Here is an 18,317-nt window from a genome sequence, read left to right as displayed (position 1 = left end):
GCTAGCTCGCCGGATCGTACATGAATTCTCGCAGTTCCTGCGAACAGCGGCAGGCGCGCGCGATCTTTGCCGCCCATTTGACGGCCTCTTCGCGCGATGGCAGCTCCAGCACCGTGAACCCGCCGTTGAGCCGGCTGCCCGGATAGATCTGCCCGGACACCGCCCCATCCGCGGAGACGAGCACGGGGGCGACGGGCTCGTCGATCCCGCCGGCGAAGATATAGACGCCGGCCGCCTTGGCTTCCTCGATCACGGCACGCGAATCGACACCGGCGGCGGCCAGTTCCTCATCCGCGAGCACCATCGCCTCGCTCGGAAAGGAGATGAGATATTTCGTCATGCCGCGATGATGCGTTGCGGGTTGGACGAAAACAAGCGGACGGCTCGTCCGATCGTCTCGTGACCTTTGCGACAGTAGACTATGCTGCCGACTCAAATGGCCGGCCGGAGACGGCGGGCTCGTTCCGCCCAGGCCAAGAAAGACAATCCCGCTGATGCAATCGCGCGCAGCTCATGCGCTGATCGGACTGGCGACGCTGGTGGTGCTCGCTGCGCTTTTCGGGCTCGGCTACTGGTTCAGCCGGGGGCAAGGCGATACCATCGACGTCAAGGTGGTCTTCAACGGCAAGGTCTCCGGCCTTGGCCGCGGCTCGAACGTCCTTTTCAACGGCCTGCGTGTCGGCGAGGTCAGGGACATCGACATCGAACCGGATAACCCACGCCAAATCTATGCCATCCTCAAGATCAACCAATCAGCTCCTTTGCGCGTCGATACGAGCGTCCGCCTCGAAGCGCAGGGTCTGGCCGGCATCGTCGCCGTGCAGCTTCGCGGAGGCAGCCCCACCGCGGCTCCCTTGACCGTCGCGCCGGGGCAAGCCCTTCCAACCATCACCGCGGAATCCTCCGAAAGCATCTTCGAAAAGGTCGCATCCATTGCGAAGGGCATCGATGAGGCTCTTGTGGGCATCGACGCGGCGATTCAGGCCAACGCCGCCCCCGTGACCGAAAAGATCAAATCCATGGAGGACCTGTCGGCCACGCTCAGCGGCAACTCCTCCAAGGTCGACAAGTTCATGCAGAGCGTCACCTCGGCTGCCGAGGCCATCACCCCGCTACCCGATAAACTGAAGAATTTCAGCGCGGGATTCGTGGAGACCCTCCAATCCGTCGACAAGGATCAGGTCGCTTCAGCCATCGAGAAGGCCGACCGCGCCACCGCAAAGCTGAGCGCTGCCGCTCCCGACGTCGGCAAAACGATCGGGAACATTGCCTCGACGAGCGAGAAGCTCAACCGGGCGGCAGATCAGATCGATGGTGTGCTGAAGGGCGCCCAAGCCTTCTTGACCGGTGCCGGAAGAGAGAATGGAGGAACCGTCTTCGAAGACGTTGCCGCGGCTGCAAAATCCCTGCGCACGCTCGCCGACAATCTGGACCGAAGCTCGGCAGCGGCGGCTGCGAAGATCATCCAGTTCATGGGAGGCGGGCTGCAAAAGGTTGAAACCTTCACTTCCGACGGCAGTCGCGCGCTCTCCGGCTTCGACCGTGCACTCCGCAATGTGAACCGAGATCCGCAAGGGCTCATTTTCGGGAGCAAAAACCGCATCCCGCAATATAACGGTTCGCGATAGAGCAGGCGCCTGTCCGGAGAAGGCCGATGCCCGCGACGACGATCCTCTGGCAAATCCCTTTGGCTCTGGCCGGGTGTTTTGGCGGAGCCTATCTCGGCCAGGAGATTCTAGGCGGTGGCGCGATCGGCTGGTCAGCCACGGGTGCGGTCGTCGCGCTGTGCTGCGCACCGCTTTTCAGGTCGCTGATGGCTCACCGAGCCCGGCGCCAAAGCCGCTAGAGCGCGCTCGAGAAAGCGTTCGCGCTGGTGGCAATTCTTCCCGCGTGTCCAGCAACCCGAGGAAGCGGACATCTGCCATTGCGAAGACGTGACGACCTCCCGACTCAGCCCTGCCCCGGCTTAACGATGCGGGTCAGCCGGTTGTCGGTGAACATGTAGATTTCGCGGCCGCCCGGCTCGGAGTAGAGCACCTGGACCTCGCGCTGGCCCTTGCCGCTCTCACCGACGAGCACGTCGGTCGGGCGCGTGCCCTTGAGCTTCACCAGTTCGCATTCGGTGATGCCGGGCGCGATCTCCTTCGGCAGCGGCCGGGTCGAGGGATCGAGCGAGACGCCGACGCTGCATTCGCCTTCCGGCGTCAGGACCGGCTCCTGCGTCGAGATGCCGGCGCTGGCCGAGGCCGTCTTGGTCGTGGTGACGCCGCCCCTGGTTTCGGACTGGAAGGCGAAACCGCCCATGTCGACCGAGCAGCCGGCAAGGGCCGCGGTGCAGAGCAGCAGAACAGGCAGTCTCACGCTTTCTTCTCCCAACGGCCGGCATCGTCCTGCTGCCAGTAGCTGGCGGCATGGCCCGAGGCCCTGGCCTTCTTCCAATCCTCGCGGGCCGCAGCAAGCGCCTCGGGATCGTCACCATCGAATATCAGGACGACGCGCTCGTAGCCCTGCATTGCGTCGGGAATGCGAACTCCGTCGGCGCAGATCCGGACCTGTGCGGCATTCGGATTATGCGCCTGCGTCGTCAGCACCACCGGGTTTTGCGCCGCATCCGCCTCCAGCGCCGTGACGTGGGGCAGGAAGCTCTCGTCCGCATAGGTCCAGAGGTGGTCGTCGAGCACGCTCATGCGCTCCTGGCCGCCGACCTGGACGACGACCTTCTGGCCGCGCGAGATGGCGCGGTCGAGGATCGTCGGCAAGACCTGCTCCAGTGGGCGGGACTGCAAATGGAAGAACAGGATTTCGGCCATCGAAGCCTTATATCCTAACGGGTTGCCGGCATTTTCGCAGAAAGCGAATCAGCCTTCGTAGTGGTCCGCGACCAGCCGGTCGAGCAGGCGCACGCCCCAGCCCGGCCCCCAGGAGCGGTTGATCTCGGAATTCGCGGCGGCCATTCCGGTTCCCGCGATGTCGAGATGCGCCCAGGGCGTATCGTTGATATGGCGCTGCAGGAACTGCGCCGCGGTGATCGAGCCCCCATAGCGGCCGGCCGAATTCTTCATGTCGGCAAACTTGGAATCGATCATCTTGTCGTAGGCCTTGCCGAGCGGCATGCGCCAGACCGTCTCGCCGGTGGCGATGCCGGCCGCCGTCAGGCGCTCGGACAGCTCGTCATTGTTGCTGAACAGGCCGGCATTCTCCTGCGCCAGCGCGACGAGGATCGCGCCGGTCAGCGTTGCCAGATTGATCATGAAGCGCGGCGAGAAGCGATCCTGCGTGTACCAGAGCACGTCCGCCAGCACGAGCCGGCCTTCGGCGTCCGTATTGATGATCTCGATGGTCTGTCCCGAGAGCGAGGTGACGATGTCGCCGGGGCGCTGGGCATTGCCGTCCGGCATGTTCTCGACGAGACCGATCACGCCGATGGCGTTGACCTTGGCCTTGCGGCCGGCGAGCGCCTGCATCAGGCCGACGACGCAGGCCGCGCCCGCCATGTCGCCCTTCATGTCCTCCATACTGGCGCCGGGCTTCAGAGAGATGCCGCCGGTATCGAAGGTCACGCCCTTGCCGACAAAGGCGATGGGCTTCTCGTCCTTCTTCGCGCCGTTCCAGCGCATGATCGCGACGCGGCTCTCGCGGCGCGAGCCCTGGCCGACGCCGAGCAGCGCGCGCATGCCGATCTTCTTCAGCGCCTTCTCGTCGAGGATCTCGATCTCGACGCCGAGCTTCTCGAGCTTGGCGGCCCGATCCGCGAACTCCTCGGGATAGAGGACATTCGGCGGCTCGTTGACGAGGTCGCGAGCCTGGATCACACCAGCGGCGATGGCGTCAGCGGCCTTGAGGGCCTTCTTGACGGAAGACGGATCGGCCGCGCGCAGCGTGACGGTGAGCGGCTCGGCCTCGTCCTTGTCCTTGCTCTTGGTCTTGTAGCGATCGAAGGCATAGGCGCGCAGCCTGAGGCCGAGCGAGATATCGGCGGCCTGTTTCGCGTCGATTCCGCCTCCCGGCAGCGCCAGGAGGATCTCGGCGCTGCGGCCGGTGCCGAGCCGGCCGGCGATGGCGCCGCCCAGCTTGACGAAATCCAGCTCGGCGCGTTCGTCCTCAGGCCCGACGCCGACGACGATCAGGCGCTCGTAGGAGGCGCCCTCCGGTGAAGGTAATGTCAGGCCGGCCAGCGCCTTGCCCTTGAAGCGTTCGGCCGCCGCGGCCCGGGTCAACAGCGCCTGAGCACCCTCGCCCGCCCATTCCCGCGCGCTTTCCGGCAGAGCGAGCTTATCGGAAACCAGGATCACGAGGTCCTGCCCCTCGACGGCATCCAGGGCTTTGATCTCGAGCTTCAGGCGCTGCGACATGATCTGCTCACAATCTTGCGAAAATGGCATGGGAAGGACACTAGGCGGCCGACGGCAAACGATTCCCGTTTGCGCCATGGTCGCGCCTATACCATAGGGTGTGTCCGACGAACCACCTCGGGAAGCTCCCCGCTTCCCATCATCGGAAACGACGCGTGCTTCTCAACCGCCTCGATCGCTACATCCTGAAGATCGCGGCGGTTGCAGCGATCGTGCTGTTGCTCGGCCTGACCGGCGTGATCTGGGTCACGCAGGCGCTGCGCGAGGTCGATCTCATCACCGGCAAGGGCCAGACGGTCCTGATCTTCCTGACCGTGACGCTGCTCTCGCTGCCGGCCCTGATCGCCGGCATCGCGCCCGTCGCGCTGTTCATGTCGACGCTCTACACGCTGAACAAGCTCAACGGCGATTCCGAGCTGATCGTGATGAATGCGGCCGGCGTGGCGCCGCAGCGCATCACCCGCCCTTTCATCGTGCTGACGGTCGCGGCCTCGCTGGTCGTCGCCTGGATGACGATCTCGGTCATGCCCGCGAGCTTTCGCATGCTGCGCGACCTGATCACGCTGATCCGCGCCGATTTCGTCGCCAATGTCGTGAAGGAAGGTCAGTTCGTCTCGCTCGATTCCGGCGTGACCTTCCACTATCGCGAGAAGGCCGGCGACGCGCTGATCGGCATCTTCATGCAGGACCGCCGCGATCCGTCGCAGCCCTCGATCTATCTCGCCGAGCGCGGCCGGACGGTCGAGGCCGAGGGCCAAAGCTTCCTGATGCTGGAAAAAGGCACGATCCAGCGCGAGGCCAAGAACACCAATACGACCTCGATCATCTCCTTCGAGCGCTACGCCCTGAACCTCTCGGCGCTGACCGGCGATTCCAGCGGCGGCCCTGGCGAAGGTGATGGCGACAAGGTGATCTACAAGCCGCGCGAGCGCTCGACCTGGGAACTCCTGCGGCAGGATCCGAACGAGGCCTATTACAAGCTCCAGGAAGGCCGCTTCCGTGCCGAGCTGCATAACCGGCTCTCGTCCCCGCTCTATCCGTTCGCCTTCATGCTGATCGCCTTCGCCGCCATCGGCGAAGCCCGCACGACCCGTCAAGGACGGGCGCTGGCGATCCAGTCGGCGATCATGATCGTCGGCGCGACACGCATCGCGGCCTATGCGGCTTGGACCGCGAGCGTGCGCTCGCCCTTCGCCGCCGCCTTGCTCTATATCCTGCCGGTCACGGCCATCATCCTGGCCACGAGCTTCATCTTGTACGGCGCGCGGATCCAGCCCGTTCTGGCCCGCCTCGCCGCTCCCCTCGTCATGCCGCTGGTCAATCTGGCGGCTCGTTTCCGGCGCGCGTGATGCTGCTGTTCTCAACCTTCGGGCGCTATCTGACGAAGCGCTTCGCCCGCGCGATCGTGGGCGTCTTCAGCACCTTCTTCTTCCTGATCGGAACGCTCGATTTCGTCGAACTGATGCGTCGCGCCGGCGATTCCCCGATCGCGACGACGCCGCGCATCGTTCAGCTCGCGCTGTTCCGGGCACCGGCCGTGGCCGAGCAGATTTTCCCCTTCGCCGCCCTGTTCGGCGGCATGTTCGCGCTCCTTACGCTGAGCCGGAAGCTCGAACTCGTCGTCGCCCGTTCCGTCGGCGTCTCGGCCTGGCAGTTCCTGCAGCCGGCAGCCGCGGTCGCAGGCATCCTCGGGCTGGTCTCGATCATGATCTACAACCCCGTCGCGGCCGAGCTGAAGCGCAAGGCGACGGCGCTGGAGACACGCCTCTTCGTCCGCTCCGGCGGCAAGTCCGGCCTGTCCCAGGAAATCTGGCTGAGGCAGCGCAGCGTCGACGGGCAGGCGATCATCCGCGCCGCCGGCGCCCTGCCCGACGAGGACGGCCTGTCCCAGGTCGCCTTCTTCATCTTCAATCCGAACGGCAGCTTCAAGGAACGAATCGACGCCAGGCAAGCCCTGCTGCGCCCGGGCCACTGGGAGCTGAGCGACGCGCGCACAACCTCCGCCACGGAAGAGCCACAGAGCTATAAGAGCTACGTGCTCGCAACGACGCTGGAGCCGGAACAGATGCGCCAGAGCTTCACCCCACCCGACGCGGTGGGCTTCTGGTCCATGCCGGCGGTGATCGACCGGACGGAGCGAGCGGGCCTCGATACGACGCCCTATAAGCTGCGTTACCAGTCACTTATGGCACGGCCGCTCCTGCTCATCGCCATGGTGCTGGTGGCAGCATCCGTTTCTTTAAGATTTTTCAGGTTTGGTGGTGTGACCAAACTGGTGGTGGGTGGCGTCGCGGCCGGCTTCGTGCTCTATGTGGCGACACAACTGTCGGAGGAGCTCGGATCGTCGGGAATCGTCAATCCGATCGTCGCGGCGTGGCTGCCTGCAGCATTGGGGGCAATGCTCGGAGCACTCGCTCTCCTCCATCAGGAAGATGGGTGAAACGTACTGTGCCTATGGTTAATTTCGAGTTTACGAGATGGGGCCAGGAGTGAACCGGTTGGCACGCTTTGCTGCGGCGACGGCTCTCGCCTCCAGCCTGGCCTATCTGCTGGCCGGGCCGGCCTATGCCCAGAATCGGGCGGTCGGCGCGCCGGCCAAACCTGCGGCTGAGGCCCCTGCGAAGCCGCAGGACCGCATGGTCGTCGACGCGCGCGAACTCGTCTACGATAACGACAAGAAGACGGTTGCAGCCGTCGGCGACGTCCAGATCCTCTATCAGGGCCGGACGATCGAGGCCGATCGCGTCATCTATGACCAGGCCAACAAACGCGTCACCGCGATCGGCAACGCCCGGATCATCGAATCCAACGGCACCGTCATCACCGGCGACAAGTTCAACCTGACAGACGATTTCCGCGACGGTTTCATGGATTCCCTGCGCGTCGTGAACCCGGACAAGACCCGGTTCTCGGCGCCCCGAGCCGAGCGGACGGACGGTGAGACCTTCGTCTTCGACAAGGGCATCTACACCGCCTGCGAACCCTGCAAGGACAATCCCGAGCGCCCGCCGCTCTGGCAGGTTCGCGCAATGCGGATCATCCACAAGAAGTCGGAGCAGACGATCTATTACGAGGATGCCCGGGTCGAGTTCGCGGGCATCCCGCTGGCCTACATCCCGTATATGTCGGGGCCGGATTCGACGGTGAAGCGCAAGTCCGGCTTCCTGTCGCCGCGCTTCATCAACACTTCGGCACTCGGCTTCGGCGTCGGTCTGCCCTATTTCCTCAACCTCGCGCCGAATTACGATCTGACGCTGACGCCTACCTATCTCAGCCGTCAGGGCTTGCTCGGGCAGGTGGAGTGGCGTCATCGACTGCTGACCGGATCTTATGCGATCCGGGCCTCCGGCATCTTCCAGCAGGACCAGAACGCCTATCTGCCGAGCCCGCTCGGCCCGCGTGACAAGGAGTTCCGCGGCTCGATCGAAACCAACGGCAAGTTCTTCATCAACCCGCGCTGGACGATCGGCTGGAACGTCGCGATGTCGACGGATCGCTGGTTCTACAAGAACTACCGCATCCGCAACGAGAGCCTGAGCACCACGACCTACCTGCAGGAATCGACCTCGACGGCTTACCTGAACGGTCAGAGCAAGGACGCCTGGTTCGACCTGCGCGGCTACTACTTCCAGCCCCTGAACTATCAGGACTGGCAAAAGCAGCAGCCCGTCGTGCTACCCGTGATGGACTACGACAAGCGCGTCCACAAGCCGTCCTTCCTCGGCGGCGAGCTCTCGTTCACGGCCAATGTCACGAGCCTGACGCGCGACACCGCGGCGTTCACGGAGTTGCCGCAGCAAAAGACCTATCTGCTCACCACGCCGAGCTATTCGCTCTATGATGGCTGTGCGATCTACGACAAAAACCATTGCCTCGTGCGCGGGCTCGCCGGCAATGTCTCGCGCGCCACGGCCGAGGTTTCCTGGCGCCGCAATTTCATCGATCCGCTCGGGCAGATGTGGACGCCCTATGCGTCGGTGCGCGCCGATGTTTTCTCGGTCAATCCCAATACCAGCGGCGTGATCAATTCGCGGGTCGCGACCATCGCCGACACGTCGGACGAGGTATTCGGCCGGGTGATGCCGGCGATCGGCCTGATGTATCGCTACCCGTTCGTCGCCAAGACCGACTGGGGCACCCATATCATCGAGCCGGTCGCGCAGATCGTCGCCCGCCCGAATGAAACGAACAGCCTGCGCGTCGCCAATGAGGACTCCCAGAGCCTCGTCTTCGACGCCAACAATCTCTTCGAGTGGAGCGGCAAGTTTTCCGGCTTCGACCGCGTCGAAGGCGGGACGCGGGCGAATGTCGGCGCCCTCTATACCGGCCGCTTCGGCAAGGAAGCGTTCGCGAATCTGCTGCTCGGGCAGTCCTTCCAGCTCGCCGGGCGCAATTCCTACGCCACCGGCGACCTGCTCAATACAGGCCTGAATTCCGGCCTCGACACTCGTAATTCCGACTACGTCGCCCGCGCCCAGCTCTCGCCATTCAAGGGTTTCTTCCTGACCGGTGCGACGCGCCTCAACGCGACGACCTTCGAGGCGCAGCGGATCGACGCCGCAGCGACCTATTCCAACAACATCGTCACGGCATCGGTCGGCTACGGCCGCTACGAGCCTCAGCCCGATCTCGGCATTTCCCGCCGCCGCGAGGGCCTTTCGTTGAACGGGTCACTCAAGGTCACAGAGAACTGGCGCCTGCGGGCCGGCGTGCTGTTCGATCTGGACAAGTACAAATACGATCGCGAGCTCTACCGAACCGCCTACGCAGCCTATCTCGCTGCTCCGGCCGTTTCGGCGATCCCGGTCTATCCGAACACCGGACCGTTCCAGCCCGCATCGACCTCGTTTGGGATCAATTACACCGACGAGTGTACGGTCTTCGATGTCAGCTATTCGCAGAGCTATGCGGATCGCCAGGCTGGGTCGACGAAAGACACGCGCACGGTCATGTTCCGCCTCGAGCTGCGCACGTTGGGCGAGATCAGCTACTCGCAGAATCTCGGCGCGAGTTCGTCGAGCGACGGTGTCAGCTCCTCGAACTAGCCCTCCTACCGGCCCAAAATGGCGGGCCGGCCCCTTCTAGAAGGCGCGGAGTTCGTATTGCCGGCCAAGCCGCTCGCATTGACACAGGGCGATCCGGCCGGAATCGGGCCGGAATTGACGTTGCGCGCCTGGCTTGAACGTGGCGAACGCGCTCTTCCCGCCTTCGCCTGCATCGGCGATACCGATCATCTCGCCGACCTCGCCCACAAGCTTGGCTGGGCGGTGCCGATGCGTGCCTGCGACTGGAGCGAAGCCGGCGCCGTCTTTACCGATGCGTTGCCGATCATCCCGCTTGCGTCCGGATCCGGCCGCGCCGTTCCCGGCAAGCCTGATCTGGCAACTGCAGCGGGCACGATCAGCTCCATCGACCGGGCGGTCGCTGCGGTCCATGACGGCGAGGCTGCGGCCGTCGTCACCAATCCTATCGCAAAATCCGTGCTTTATGGGGCGGGCTTCAGGCATCCCGGCCATACGGAATATCTCGCTCATCTGGCCGCCCAGGGCGGGGTCGCGCCACGCCCCGTGATGATGCTCTGGTGCGAGGAGCTCGCCGTCGTGCCGGTGACGATCCACGAACCCTTACGCCGGGTGCCTGAGCTCCTGACCTCCGCGCTCATCGTCGAGACCGGCCGGATCGTCGCAGCCGAATTGCGCAGCCGCTTCGGCATCGCCGCACCGCGGCTGGCGATCAGCGGTCTCAACCCGCATGCCGGCGAGAACGGCACGATGGGCCACGAGGACGAGACAGTCGTCGCGCCGGCTATCGCTCAGTTGCAGGCCGAGGGCATCGACGCCCGCGGTCCCTATCCCGCCGACACCATGTTCCATGCCCGCGCACGCGCCGGCTATGACGCGGCGCTGGCGATGTATCACGACCAGGCCCTGATCCCGATCAAGACGATCGCCTTCGACGAAGGCGTCAACGTCACGCTCGGCCTGCCCTTCATCCGCACCTCGCCGGACCACGGCACGGCCTTCGACATCGCCGGCAAAGGCATCGCGCGGCCGGACAGCCTCTGCGCCGCCCTGAAGCTCGCCGCCCGGATGGCCGAGCGCACCGCCACGGATGCCGCTCCATGAGCCAGATCGACGACCTGCCGCCGCTGCGCGAGGTGGTGGAGCGCCATGGCCTGATGGCGCAAAAGGCGCTCGGCCAGAACTTCCTGTTCGACCTCAACCTGACAAGCCGGATCGCGCGCGCCGCCGGGCCGCTGGACGGCCGGACGGTGGTCGAGATCGGCCCCGGCCCGGGTGGGCTGACACGGGCGCTGCTGGCCAATGGAGCCGGACGCGTCATCGCAATCGAGCGCGACCGGCGCTGCCTGCCGGCGCTTGCCGAGATCGCGGCGCATTATCCGGGCCGGCTGGAGATCATCGACGGCGATGCGCTCGCGGTCGACCTCACGCCCCATCTCGGCGGCGAGCGGGCGCGGATTGTCGCCAACCTGCCCTATAATATCGGCACGCCGCTGCTGGTCGGCTGGCTCAGCCTCGAGCCCTGGCCGTCTTGGTGGGATTCGCTGACGCTGATGTTCCAGCGCGAAGTTGCCGAACGGATCGTCGCAACGCCGGACGAGCGCGCCGATTACGGCCGGCTCGCCGTGCTGTCGAACTGGCGCTGCGAGACGAAAATCCTGTTTGACGTGCCGCGCAGCGCCTTCGTACCGCCGCCGAAGATCACTTCGTCGATCGTGCAGTTGACCCCGCGCGCGCAGCCGGAGCCTTGCGACCGGCGGCTGCTGGAGCGGGTCACGCTCGCCGCCTTCGGCCAGCGCCGCAAGATGCTGCGGCAGAGCCTGAAGGCCGTTCTGCCGGACCCTGCGCCGATCATCGCGGCCGCCGGCCTCGCCGAGACGGCCCGCGCCGAGGAAATCCCGGTCTCCGGTTTTGTCAGGCTGGCGAATGCGCTGGCGGCACAGCGCTAGGCACATCCTTGTCATTCCGGGGCTTCGCGCAGCGAAGAACCCGGAACCCACGACCGGACGAGCGTTGGCGACGACGCGGCTGAAAGCGCTCACCCGGTCGTGGGTTCCGGGTTCGGCCTTCGGCCACCCCGGAATGGCAGGGCTTGCGGCGCGCCCTGATCAGGGCAGCTGTTCGCTCAGAAGCTGGTCGACGAAGTCGTTGAGGCCAACGGCACGGCTGCGCTTCAGACGCTCGGCCGTCAGGATTGCCTTGATCGACTCGTAGGCTGCCTGGAGATCGTTGTTGACGATGACGTAGTCGTACTGGCTCCAGCGCGCGATCTCGTCACGGGCATTGGCGAGGCGCTTGACGATGACCTCCTCGGCGTCCTCGGCGCGGCGGATCAGGCGCGAGCGCAGCTCGGCCATCGAGGGCGGCAGGATGAAGATGGTGACGACGTCGGCCCGCGCCTTCTTGACGATCTGCTGGGTGCCCTGCCAGTCGATATCGAACAGCACGTCTCGCCCGGCCGCCAGCGAAGCCTCAACCTCCTTGCGCGGCGTGCCATAGCCGTTGCCATGGACCTCGGCCCATTCAAGCAGGTCGTTATGCTGGCGCATCACGTCGAAGGCGGCGCGGTCGATGAAGCGGTAATGCACGCCCTCGATCTCGGAGGGGCGCTTGGTGCGCGTCGTCACCGAAATCGACAGGTCGAGGTTGTTCTCGCTCTTGAGATTGCGGGTCAGCGTCGTCTTGCCCGCGCCCGAGGGCGAGGACAGGATCAGCATGAGGCCGCGGCGGGCCGGGTGAAGGGTCTCGGCAGCCATCCGGCTCACTCCACGTTCTGAACCTGCTCGCGCATCTGGTCGACGACCGTGCGCAGCTCGAGCCCGATGCGCGACAGGCCGGGATCGTTCGCCTTGGCGCAGAGCGTCGAAGCCTCACGGCCGAATTCCTGCGAAAGGAAGTCGAGCTTGCGGCCGATCGGCCCGCCCTTGGCGAGAAGCTCGCGCAAGGCGGCGACATGGGCTTGCAGGCGATCGATCTCCTCGCGGATATCGGCGCGCACGGCGATGAGAGCCGCCTCCTGATGGAGGCGCTGCGGATCGAAGCTGTTATTCGCTCCGAGCAGAGCCTCGACCTGCGCCGCGATCCGGGCGCGGATCGCCTCGCTGCTGCGAGCGGGATGATGCTCCGCCTCGCCAGCGAGCCGGGCGATGGTTTCGAGATGGCCGAGAACGATGGCTTCGAGGGCGCGGCCTTCGGCGGCCCGCGCTTCCTTCAAGGCAGTGGTGACGGCGTCGAGACCGGCAAGTGCCGGCGCCTCGACCGCGCCAAGCGCGTCCTGCGCCTCGTCGGCATATTCCACGACACCACGGATGCCGAGCAGGCCGTCATAGGATGGCGGGTTGATGCCGGCAGCCGGCGGCAACCGCTCAACCCCCTCAAGCAGCGCGGCAAGCACCGCCTCATTGACGCGCGGACGCGGCGGGCCGGCGTCGCTGGTGACGGCAAGATTGACGTGGAGCGTCCCGCGCGAGAAGGCGGCCCCCAGCTTCTTGCGGGCGGCCTCGGCGAGAACCTCGAAGCCGGGCGGAACGCGAACGCGCAAATCAAGCCCGCGCCCGTTGACGCTGCGGATTTCCCAGGCCCAGCCATGGACCCCGGCCGTCCCGGCCGCACGGGCGAAGCCCGTCATGCTTTCGATGGCCATCGCCCCTGCCGCCTTCGTTTGAGACCGGGCGGGACCGTAGTGGCGCGCATCCGCGACAGCAAGCGGTCGGCGGCCGGAAAATGGGGATCACGAGCCCCTGATCGGCAAATCAGGGCTTGAGCTGCGGCACCTGCTTCGGCGAGTTCAGGTCGAAGCTCTTGTTGAGGAGCGGATCGCGCGCCGTCCCTTCGGAGGCGTCAAAAGCGCGAGCGCGTGTTCCGGGCACGCCCCCGGTCGGCTGGGCGACGGGAACACCGCCCGTGCCGGCATTGTCGGCCGCCGGCTGGGTTGTGGCGGGCGCTTCGGTGCGGTTGTCAGGGCCGGCAGGCGGCTCGACCTTGTCGACGCTGTCCGCCGGCGGCTTCCCGCCCTGCTGTTGCGTGCGCGTCGTCTCGATCTGGCGCCAGCGGCCGACATTGCGGTTGTGCTGGTCGAGCGTCTCAGCGAAGGCGTGGCCACCGCTGCCGTCGGCGACGAAATAGAGGTCCTTGGTCCGCGAATGGTTGACCACCGCCTCCATGGCGGCGCGGCCTGGATTCGCGATCGGCCCCGGCGGCAGACCGTTGATAACGTAGGTATTGTAGGGCGTCGCCTGCGTGATCTCGTTGCGCTGGATCGGCCGGCCGAGCGTGCCCTTGCCCCCGACGAGGCCGTAGACGATCGTCGGATCGGATTGCAGCTTCATCTTCTGGTTCAAGCGGTTGATGAAGACGCCGGCGACGCGCGGCCGCTCGTCGGCGCGGCCGGTCTCCTTCTCGACGATCGAGGCGAGGACGACGAGTTCTTGCGGCGTCTTGATCGGCAGGTCGGCCGGGCGGCGCTCCCAGATTCGCGCGAGGATCACGCGCTGATCGCGCGCCATCCGGTCGATGATGGCCTGACGCGAGAACCCGCGCGGGAAGCGATAGGTGTCGGGAAGGATCGTCCCTTCCTTCGGCACCTGCGCGACCTCGCCGGTCAGCAGGTCGTTATTGCGCAACCGATCGACGATCTGCTCGCTCGTCAGCCCTTCAGGCACCGTGATCGAATGCTCGACCACCTTGCCGCTGGAGATGATGCCGAGAATTTCCTGCGGGCTGACGCGGGCCTTGAACAGGTATTCGCCGGCCTGGAGCTTGTGCCAGTCGCCGCCGATGATCGCCGCGACGCGGAAGCTCAGCGGATGCTCGATCAGGCCTTCGCGCTGCAGCAGCTCGGCGATCTCGGTGAGCCCGCTTTCCTTCGGAATAATGAGGGTGCGATCGCTGGCCAGCGGTCCCGGCGCCTTGCTCTGGTTCGAAATGACCGCAATGCCGGCGCCGACCACGCCGGCGCCGACGAGCGCGATCGTGAACAGGCCGCTCAGCATCGACAGGAAGGGGCTGCGCCGGCGGCGGCGGACCTTGGGCGGCGGCGCCGGCGGCGCTACGGGCTTGAGGGCCTCGCTCGGACTCTTCGGGGCGACGCGGGGCGTATCATTCACGATCAAGACGCTCGCAGCACGGGGTAGATGATCTCGGCACGGTGCAACCTGGACCGCGCCTGCCGGAGTGGGCAATCGGCCGCACCGAACCGGGGCGGCCGCATTAGAGCCGGTTTCCATGCGGCTGTGAACGCGGAATCACGCGTTCTGCCGCAGCTGGCGCAAACTCTACCCAAGAATATGGCGAAACCGCGCTGCTTCGCTTCGACTCAACGCTCGGGCCGATAGCGCCGCATCACCAACGAGGCATTGGTGCCTCCGAAGCCGAAGGAGTTCGACAGGGCGTAGTCGATCTCGCGCTTGCGGGCGACATGCGGCACCAGGTCGATCTCGGTCTCGACGGAAGGATTGTCGAGATTGATCGTCGGCGGCGCGATCTGATCGCGGATGGCGAGCACGGTGAAGATCGCCTCGATCGCACCGGCGGCGCCGAGCAGATGGCCGGTCGCCGACTTGGTCGAGGACATCGACGGGCGCCTGGAGGCGTTGGCCAGCAACCGCTCGACCGCACGCAATTCGATCTCGTCGCCGAGCGGCGTCGAGGTGCCGTGCGCGTTGATGTAATCGAGATCGGAGGCCGTGATGCCGGCGCGATCGAGCGCAGCCTGCATGCAGCGATAGGCGCCGTCGCCATCCTCGGCCGGCGAAGTGATGTGATAGGCATCGCCCGACATGCCGTAGCCGACAACCTCGGCATAGATGCGCGCGCCGCGCGCCAGCGCATGCTCGAGCTCTTCCAGCACGACCACGCCTGCGCCCTCGCCCATGACGAAGCCGTCGCGGTCCTTGTCATAGGGACGCGAGGCCTTCTCGGGCGTTTCGTTGAAACCGGTGGACAGAGCACGGCAGGCGCAGAAGCCGGCAATGCCGATGCGGTTGATCGCCGATTCGGCGCCGCCCGCCACCATGACGTCGGCATCGCCGAGCGCGATCATGCGCGAAGCATCGCCGATCGCATGCGCGCCGGTCGAGCAGGCCGTCACGGCCGAATGGTTCGGACCTTTCAGCCCGTGCTCGATCGAGACATAGCCGGAGGCGAGATTGATCAGGCGCCCGGGAATGAAGAAGGGCGAGAGCCGGCGCGGCCCGCGCTCCTTGAGCAGGAGGGAGGCCTCGTAGATGCCTCCCAGCCCGCCGATGCCGGAACCGATGGCGACACCGGTCCGGATCTGGTCCTCGTAGCTCTCAGGCTTCCAGCCCGCATCCTTCAGCGCCTGTGTGGCCGCGGCCATCGCGAAGACGATGAATTCATCGACCTTGCGCTGCTCCTTCGGCTCCATCCACTCGTCGGGATTATAGGTCCCGTCGCTGCCGTCACCCCGCGGGATGTTGCAGGCGATCTGCGCCGGCAGGTCGCTGGCGTCGAAGCTGGTGATGGGGCCGGCGCCGCTGGCACCGGCCAGAAGGCGCGACCAGCTCGGCTCGACGCCGCAAGCAAGCGGCGTCACCATGCCGAGACCGGTCACGACGACACGCCGCATCGGATAACTGCGAGAAGCCATGGCTCTTTCTGCGTAGACCGACCCTGAAGGCCGATCAGGCGCTCTTCGCGGAGAGGAACTTCACGGCATCGCCGACCGTCACGATCGTCTCGGCCGCATCGTCCGGGATCTCGACGCCGAACTCTTCCTCGAAGGCCATCACGAGCTCGACGGTGTCGAGGCTGTCCGCGCCCAGGTCCTCGATGAAGTTGGCGCCGTCGACGACCTTGTCGGCCTCGACGCCGAGGTGCTCGACCACGATCTTCTTCACGCGCTCGGCAACATCGCTCATGGGTCTCTTCCTTAGACTTAGAAACTGAAAACGCATCGCAGGGATGCGACGCGGTGGAGGGATCTCATTCCGAGCCGCCGCGCCACCTGACGATGTCCGCGATCCGGAAAGCTCGAAGCCTGCACAAACGCAACAACCGAGGTTTCGTCAAGTCCCCTCGGATCGCCCAGCGGCAGCGCGACGGCGCTAGTTAACATACCCTTTACGGGCTGGCGAGTGCGCTGCAGCCTTATCAAAACCGATCTGGAATAGGCGCTAACGCCCCTAGATCATTGCCATTCCGCCGTTGACGTGCAGTGTCTGCCCGGTCACGTAGCCGGCTTCCGTGCTGGCGAGAAAAGCGACAGCCGCAGCCACATCCTTGCCCTCACCCAAGCGGCCCATCGGGACGCCGGAGAGGATGCCCTCGCGCTGCTTGTCGTTGAGGGCCTGCGTCATCGGCGACTCGATGAAGCCCGGCGCAACGACGTTGACGGTGATGTTGCGGCTCGCGACCTCGGCGGCCAGCGCCTTCGACATGCCGATCAGCCCGGCCTTGGCCGCGGCATAATTGCCCTGGCCAGGATTGCCGGTCGTGCCCACCACGGAGCCGATCGCGACGATTCGGCCATAGCGCCGGCGCATCATCGACTTCACGGCGGCGCGCGACAGGCGGAAGGCCGCCGTCAGGTTGACAGCCAGAACACTGTCCCAGTCCTCGTCCTTGAGGCGCATGAACAGGTTGTCGCGGGTGATGCCGGCATTATTGACGAGGATGTCGAGCCCGCCGAGCTTTTCCTCGGCCGTGGGCACCAGCGCTTCGACCGAATCCTTGTCGGAGAGATTGCAGGGCGCGATCACGACGCGCTCACCGAGTTCGGCCGCCAGGGCCTCCAGCGCTTCCGCGCGCGTTCCGGAGATAGCGACGCTCGCTCCTTGGGCATGAAGCGTCCGGGCGATGGCTCCGCCGAGGCCACCGGTCGCGCCGGTGACCAGGGCCTTGCGGCCGGTCAGATCAAACATGTTCGCTCCCCTTGTTCGGCGTCCTGCCGCTGCAGCCCATCCTGGGTTCCTGCACTTACGCGTTGCGGCTCTTGTAAGCCGCGATGTCCTCGGCCGTGCCGATCGAGACCGGCGTCGCGCCTGCGACGATACGCTTGACGAGACCGGCCAGCACCTTGCCGCTGCCTGCCTCGACGAAATCGGTGACGCCGGCGGCGGCCATCGCCTGGACGCATTCGCGCCAGCGCACCGTGCCGGTGACCTGGGCGACGAGCGAGGCGCGGATCGCATCGGGATCGCTCAACGGCGCCGCGCCGACATTGGCGACGACCGGCACGGCGGGCGCCTGCATCGCGACCTTGGCGAGCGCGTCGCGCATCGCGTCGGCCGCCGGCTGCATCAGGGCGCAGTGGAAGGGCGCCGAGACCGGAAGCAGCATGGCGCGCTTGACGCCGCGCTCGCCGGCAAGGGCGATGGCGCGCTCGATCGCGGCCTTGGCGCCGGAGAGCACGACCTGACCGCCACCATTGTCGTTGGCGGCTTCGCAAACTTCGCCCTGGGCCGCAGCGGCCGCGATCTCGCGAGCGAGGTCGAGCTCGGCGCCGAGCAGCGCCGCCATCGCACCCTGCCCCGCCGGCACGGCCTTCTGCATGGCGTCGCCGCGGATGCGCAGCAGGCGGGCGGCATCGCTGATCGAGAAGGTGCCGGCAGCGGCCAGCGCCGAATACTCGCCGAGCGAATGGCCGGCGACGAAGGCGGCATCGCGCTTCAGGTCAAGCCCGGCCTCGCTTTCGAGAACGCGCACGACCGCGAGGCTGACCGCCATCAGGGCCGGCTGGGCATTGGCCGTCAGGGTCAGATCCTCGGAAGGGCCTTCCCACATCACGGCCGAAAGCTTCTGCGACAAGGCCGCATCGACCTCGTCGAAGACCGCCTTCGCGACAGGGAAGTTGTCGGCCAGGCTCTTGCCCATGCCGACCGCCTGAGAGCCCTGGCCCGGAAAGATGAGCGCTGTGGTCATGCTGTGAACGTCCCGGTCTTCATTATCAGTCATTCGTCTTATATGACGCGGCTGTCACATCGCT

At 65.9% G+C, this 18,317-nt stretch carries 17 protein-coding genes; 6 read left to right on the top strand and 11 right to left on the bottom strand.

From position 1 onward, the window contains the following. Position 1 precedes the first annotated feature (1 nt). Positions 2 to 304: a hypothetical protein gene (locus tag Q0Q36_RS20815; RefSeq protein ID WP_293801050.1), complete on the bottom strand. Its 303-nt coding sequence runs from the start codon at positions 302 to 304 to the stop codon at positions 2 to 4. Positions 305 to 494: 190 nt separating this feature from the next. Between Q0Q36_RS20815 and Q0Q36_RS20810 the strand changes: the two genes are divergently transcribed. Further along, the gene (locus Q0Q36_RS20810) at positions 495 to 1,628 is read left to right on the top strand and encodes an MlaD family protein (protein ID WP_293801048.1); all 1,134 of its coding nucleotides are present in this window, start codon (positions 495 to 497) and stop codon (positions 1,626 to 1,628) included. Positions 1,629 to 1,950: 322 nt separating this feature from the next. Here the strand turns inward: Q0Q36_RS20810 and Q0Q36_RS20805 are convergent, their stop codons facing one another. The 3 genes from Q0Q36_RS20805 to Q0Q36_RS20795 are packed head-to-tail and all read right to left on the bottom strand — an operon-like array spanning position 1,951 to position 4,352. After that, on the bottom strand, positions 1,951 to 2,361 hold the full coding sequence (locus tag Q0Q36_RS20805; protein WP_265059216.1) for a hypothetical protein: 411 nt from the start codon (positions 2,359 to 2,361) through the stop codon (positions 1,951 to 1,953). Beyond that, positions 2,358 to 2,810, bottom strand: a complete 453-nt coding sequence (locus Q0Q36_RS20800; RefSeq protein ID WP_293801046.1) for a DNA polymerase III subunit chi — start codon at positions 2,808 to 2,810, stop codon at positions 2,358 to 2,360. Before Q0Q36_RS20800 ends, Q0Q36_RS20805 begins: the two co-directional genes overlap by 4 nt. A 48-nt stretch (positions 2,811 to 2,858) precedes the next feature. Further along, positions 2,859 to 4,352 (bottom strand): leucyl aminopeptidase, encoded by a 1,494-nt coding sequence (locus tag Q0Q36_RS20795; protein ID WP_293801044.1) that lies wholly within the window; start codon positions 4,350 to 4,352, stop codon positions 2,859 to 2,861. 155 nt (positions 4,353 to 4,507) lie between these two features. On the opposite strand from Q0Q36_RS20795, the gene lptF reads away from it, so the two are divergent. From lptF to rsmA, 5 genes are read left to right on the top strand one after another with little or no spacing between them, the layout of a single operon-like run. Next, entirely contained in the window at positions 4,508 to 5,701 is a 1,194-nt protein-coding gene (gene lptF / locus Q0Q36_RS20790; RefSeq protein ID WP_293801042.1) for an LPS export ABC transporter permease LptF, read from the top strand. Further along, positions 5,701 to 6,792, top strand: a complete 1,092-nt coding sequence (lptG, locus tag Q0Q36_RS20785; RefSeq protein WP_293801040.1) for an LPS export ABC transporter permease LptG — start codon at positions 5,701 to 5,703, stop codon at positions 6,790 to 6,792. Before lptF ends, lptG begins: the two co-directional genes overlap by 1 nt. 49 nt (positions 6,793 to 6,841) lie before the next feature. Beyond that, positions 6,842 to 9,397: an LPS-assembly protein LptD gene (locus tag Q0Q36_RS20780; RefSeq protein WP_293801038.1), complete on the top strand. Its 2,556-nt coding sequence runs from the start codon at positions 6,842 to 6,844 to the stop codon at positions 9,395 to 9,397. Positions 9,398 to 9,415: 18 nt separating this feature from the next. After that, complete coding sequence (gene pdxA / locus Q0Q36_RS20775) at positions 9,416 to 10,477, top strand: 4-hydroxythreonine-4-phosphate dehydrogenase PdxA (RefSeq protein ID WP_293801036.1); 1,062 nt, start codon at positions 9,416 to 9,418, stop codon at positions 10,475 to 10,477. Then, positions 10,474 to 11,322, top strand: a complete 849-nt coding sequence (gene rsmA, locus Q0Q36_RS20770; protein WP_293801035.1) for a 16S rRNA (adenine(1518)-N(6)/adenine(1519)-N(6))-dimethyltransferase RsmA — start codon at positions 10,474 to 10,476, stop codon at positions 11,320 to 11,322. Before pdxA ends, rsmA begins: the two co-directional genes overlap by 4 nt. A 159-nt stretch (positions 11,323 to 11,481) precedes the next feature. Here rsmA and gmk read toward each other — a convergent pair whose 3' ends face one another. The 7 genes from gmk to fabD all read right to left on the bottom strand — a co-directional run bounded on the left by gmk (position 11,482) and on the right by fabD (position 18,253). After that, positions 11,482 to 12,129: a guanylate kinase gene (gmk, locus tag Q0Q36_RS20765; RefSeq protein WP_293801033.1), complete on the bottom strand. Its 648-nt coding sequence runs from the start codon at positions 12,127 to 12,129 to the stop codon at positions 11,482 to 11,484. A 5-nt stretch (positions 12,130 to 12,134) separates the two neighbouring features. Next, complete coding sequence (locus Q0Q36_RS20760) at positions 12,135 to 13,016, bottom strand: YicC/YloC family endoribonuclease (RefSeq protein WP_293801031.1); 882 nt, start codon at positions 13,014 to 13,016, stop codon at positions 12,135 to 12,137. Between the two features lie 109 nt (positions 13,017 to 13,125). Then, the gene (gene mltG, locus Q0Q36_RS20755; protein ID WP_265059206.1) at positions 13,126 to 14,478 is read right to left on the bottom strand and encodes an endolytic transglycosylase MltG; all 1,353 of its coding nucleotides are present in this window, start codon (positions 14,476 to 14,478) and stop codon (positions 13,126 to 13,128) included. Positions 14,479 to 14,687: 209 nt separating this feature from the next. Beyond that, the gene (gene fabF / locus Q0Q36_RS20750) at positions 14,688 to 15,959 is read right to left on the bottom strand and encodes a beta-ketoacyl-ACP synthase II (RefSeq protein ID WP_293801081.1); all 1,272 of its coding nucleotides are present in this window, start codon (positions 15,957 to 15,959) and stop codon (positions 14,688 to 14,690) included. Between the two features lie 55 nt (positions 15,960 to 16,014). Beyond that, positions 16,015 to 16,251: an acyl carrier protein gene (locus Q0Q36_RS20745; RefSeq protein ID WP_047578895.1), complete on the bottom strand. Its 237-nt coding sequence runs from the start codon at positions 16,249 to 16,251 to the stop codon at positions 16,015 to 16,017. 264 nt (positions 16,252 to 16,515) lie between these two features. Next, complete coding sequence (gene fabG, locus Q0Q36_RS20740) at positions 16,516 to 17,253, bottom strand: 3-oxoacyl-[acyl-carrier-protein] reductase (protein WP_293801028.1); 738 nt, start codon at positions 17,251 to 17,253, stop codon at positions 16,516 to 16,518. A gap of 55 nt (positions 17,254 to 17,308) precedes the next feature. Then, a complete protein-coding gene (gene fabD, locus Q0Q36_RS20735) occupies positions 17,309 to 18,253 on the bottom strand; it encodes an ACP S-malonyltransferase (RefSeq protein ID WP_293801026.1) in 945 nt (314 codons plus the stop codon). Positions 18,254 to 18,317: the final 64 nt, after the last annotated feature.

The sequence above is a fragment of the uncultured Allobosea sp. genome (assembly GCF_945957345.1).
Lineage (GTDB): Bacteria > Pseudomonadota > Alphaproteobacteria > Rhizobiales > Beijerinckiaceae > Allobosea.
Note: the sequence above shows the minus strand (reverse complement) of the source record. Positions and strands in the feature narration are given on the sequence as shown.

Excerpts from the sequence above, each read along its gene's own strand:
- Q0Q36_RS20810 (WP_293801048.1), top strand. The coding sequence starts at position 495 with ATGCAATCGCGCGCAGCTCATGCGCTGATCGGACTGGCGACGCTGGTG.
- fabF (WP_293801081.1), bottom strand. The coding sequence starts at position 15,959 with ATGCGGCGTGTCGTCGTGACCGGTCTCGGCATGGTGACGCCGCTTGCT.
- fabG (WP_293801028.1), bottom strand. The coding sequence starts at position 17,253 with ATGTTTGATCTGACCGGCCGCAAGGCCCTGGTCACCGGCGCGACCGGT.
- pdxA (WP_293801036.1), top strand. The coding sequence starts at position 9,416 with ATGGCGGGCCGGCCCCTTCTAGAAGGCGCGGAGTTCGTATTGCCGGCC.
- lptG (WP_293801040.1), top strand. The coding sequence starts at position 5,701 with ATGCTGCTGTTCTCAACCTTCGGGCGCTATCTGACGAAGCGCTTCGCC.
- Q0Q36_RS20745 (WP_047578895.1), bottom strand. The coding sequence starts at position 16,251 with ATGAGCGATGTTGCCGAGCGCGTGAAGAAGATCGTGGTCGAGCACCTC.
- rsmA (WP_293801035.1), top strand. The coding sequence starts at position 10,474 with ATGAGCCAGATCGACGACCTGCCGCCGCTGCGCGAGGTGGTGGAGCGC.
- gmk (WP_293801033.1), bottom strand. The coding sequence starts at position 12,129 with ATGGCTGCCGAGACCCTTCACCCGGCCCGCCGCGGCCTCATGCTGATC.
- Q0Q36_RS20760 (WP_293801031.1), bottom strand. The coding sequence starts at position 13,016 with ATGGCCATCGAAAGCATGACGGGCTTCGCCCGTGCGGCCGGGACGGCC.
- fabD (WP_293801026.1), bottom strand. The coding sequence starts at position 18,253 with ATGACCACAGCGCTCATCTTTCCGGGCCAGGGCTCTCAGGCGGTCGGC.
- Q0Q36_RS20795 (WP_293801044.1), bottom strand. The coding sequence starts at position 4,352 with ATGTCGCAGCGCCTGAAGCTCGAGATCAAAGCCCTGGATGCCGTCGAG.
- Q0Q36_RS20800 (WP_293801046.1), bottom strand. The coding sequence starts at position 2,810 with ATGGCCGAAATCCTGTTCTTCCATTTGCAGTCCCGCCCACTGGAGCAG.
- Q0Q36_RS20815 (WP_293801050.1), bottom strand. The coding sequence starts at position 304 with ATGGTGCTCGCGGATGAGGAACTGGCCGCCGCCGGTGTCGATTCGCGT.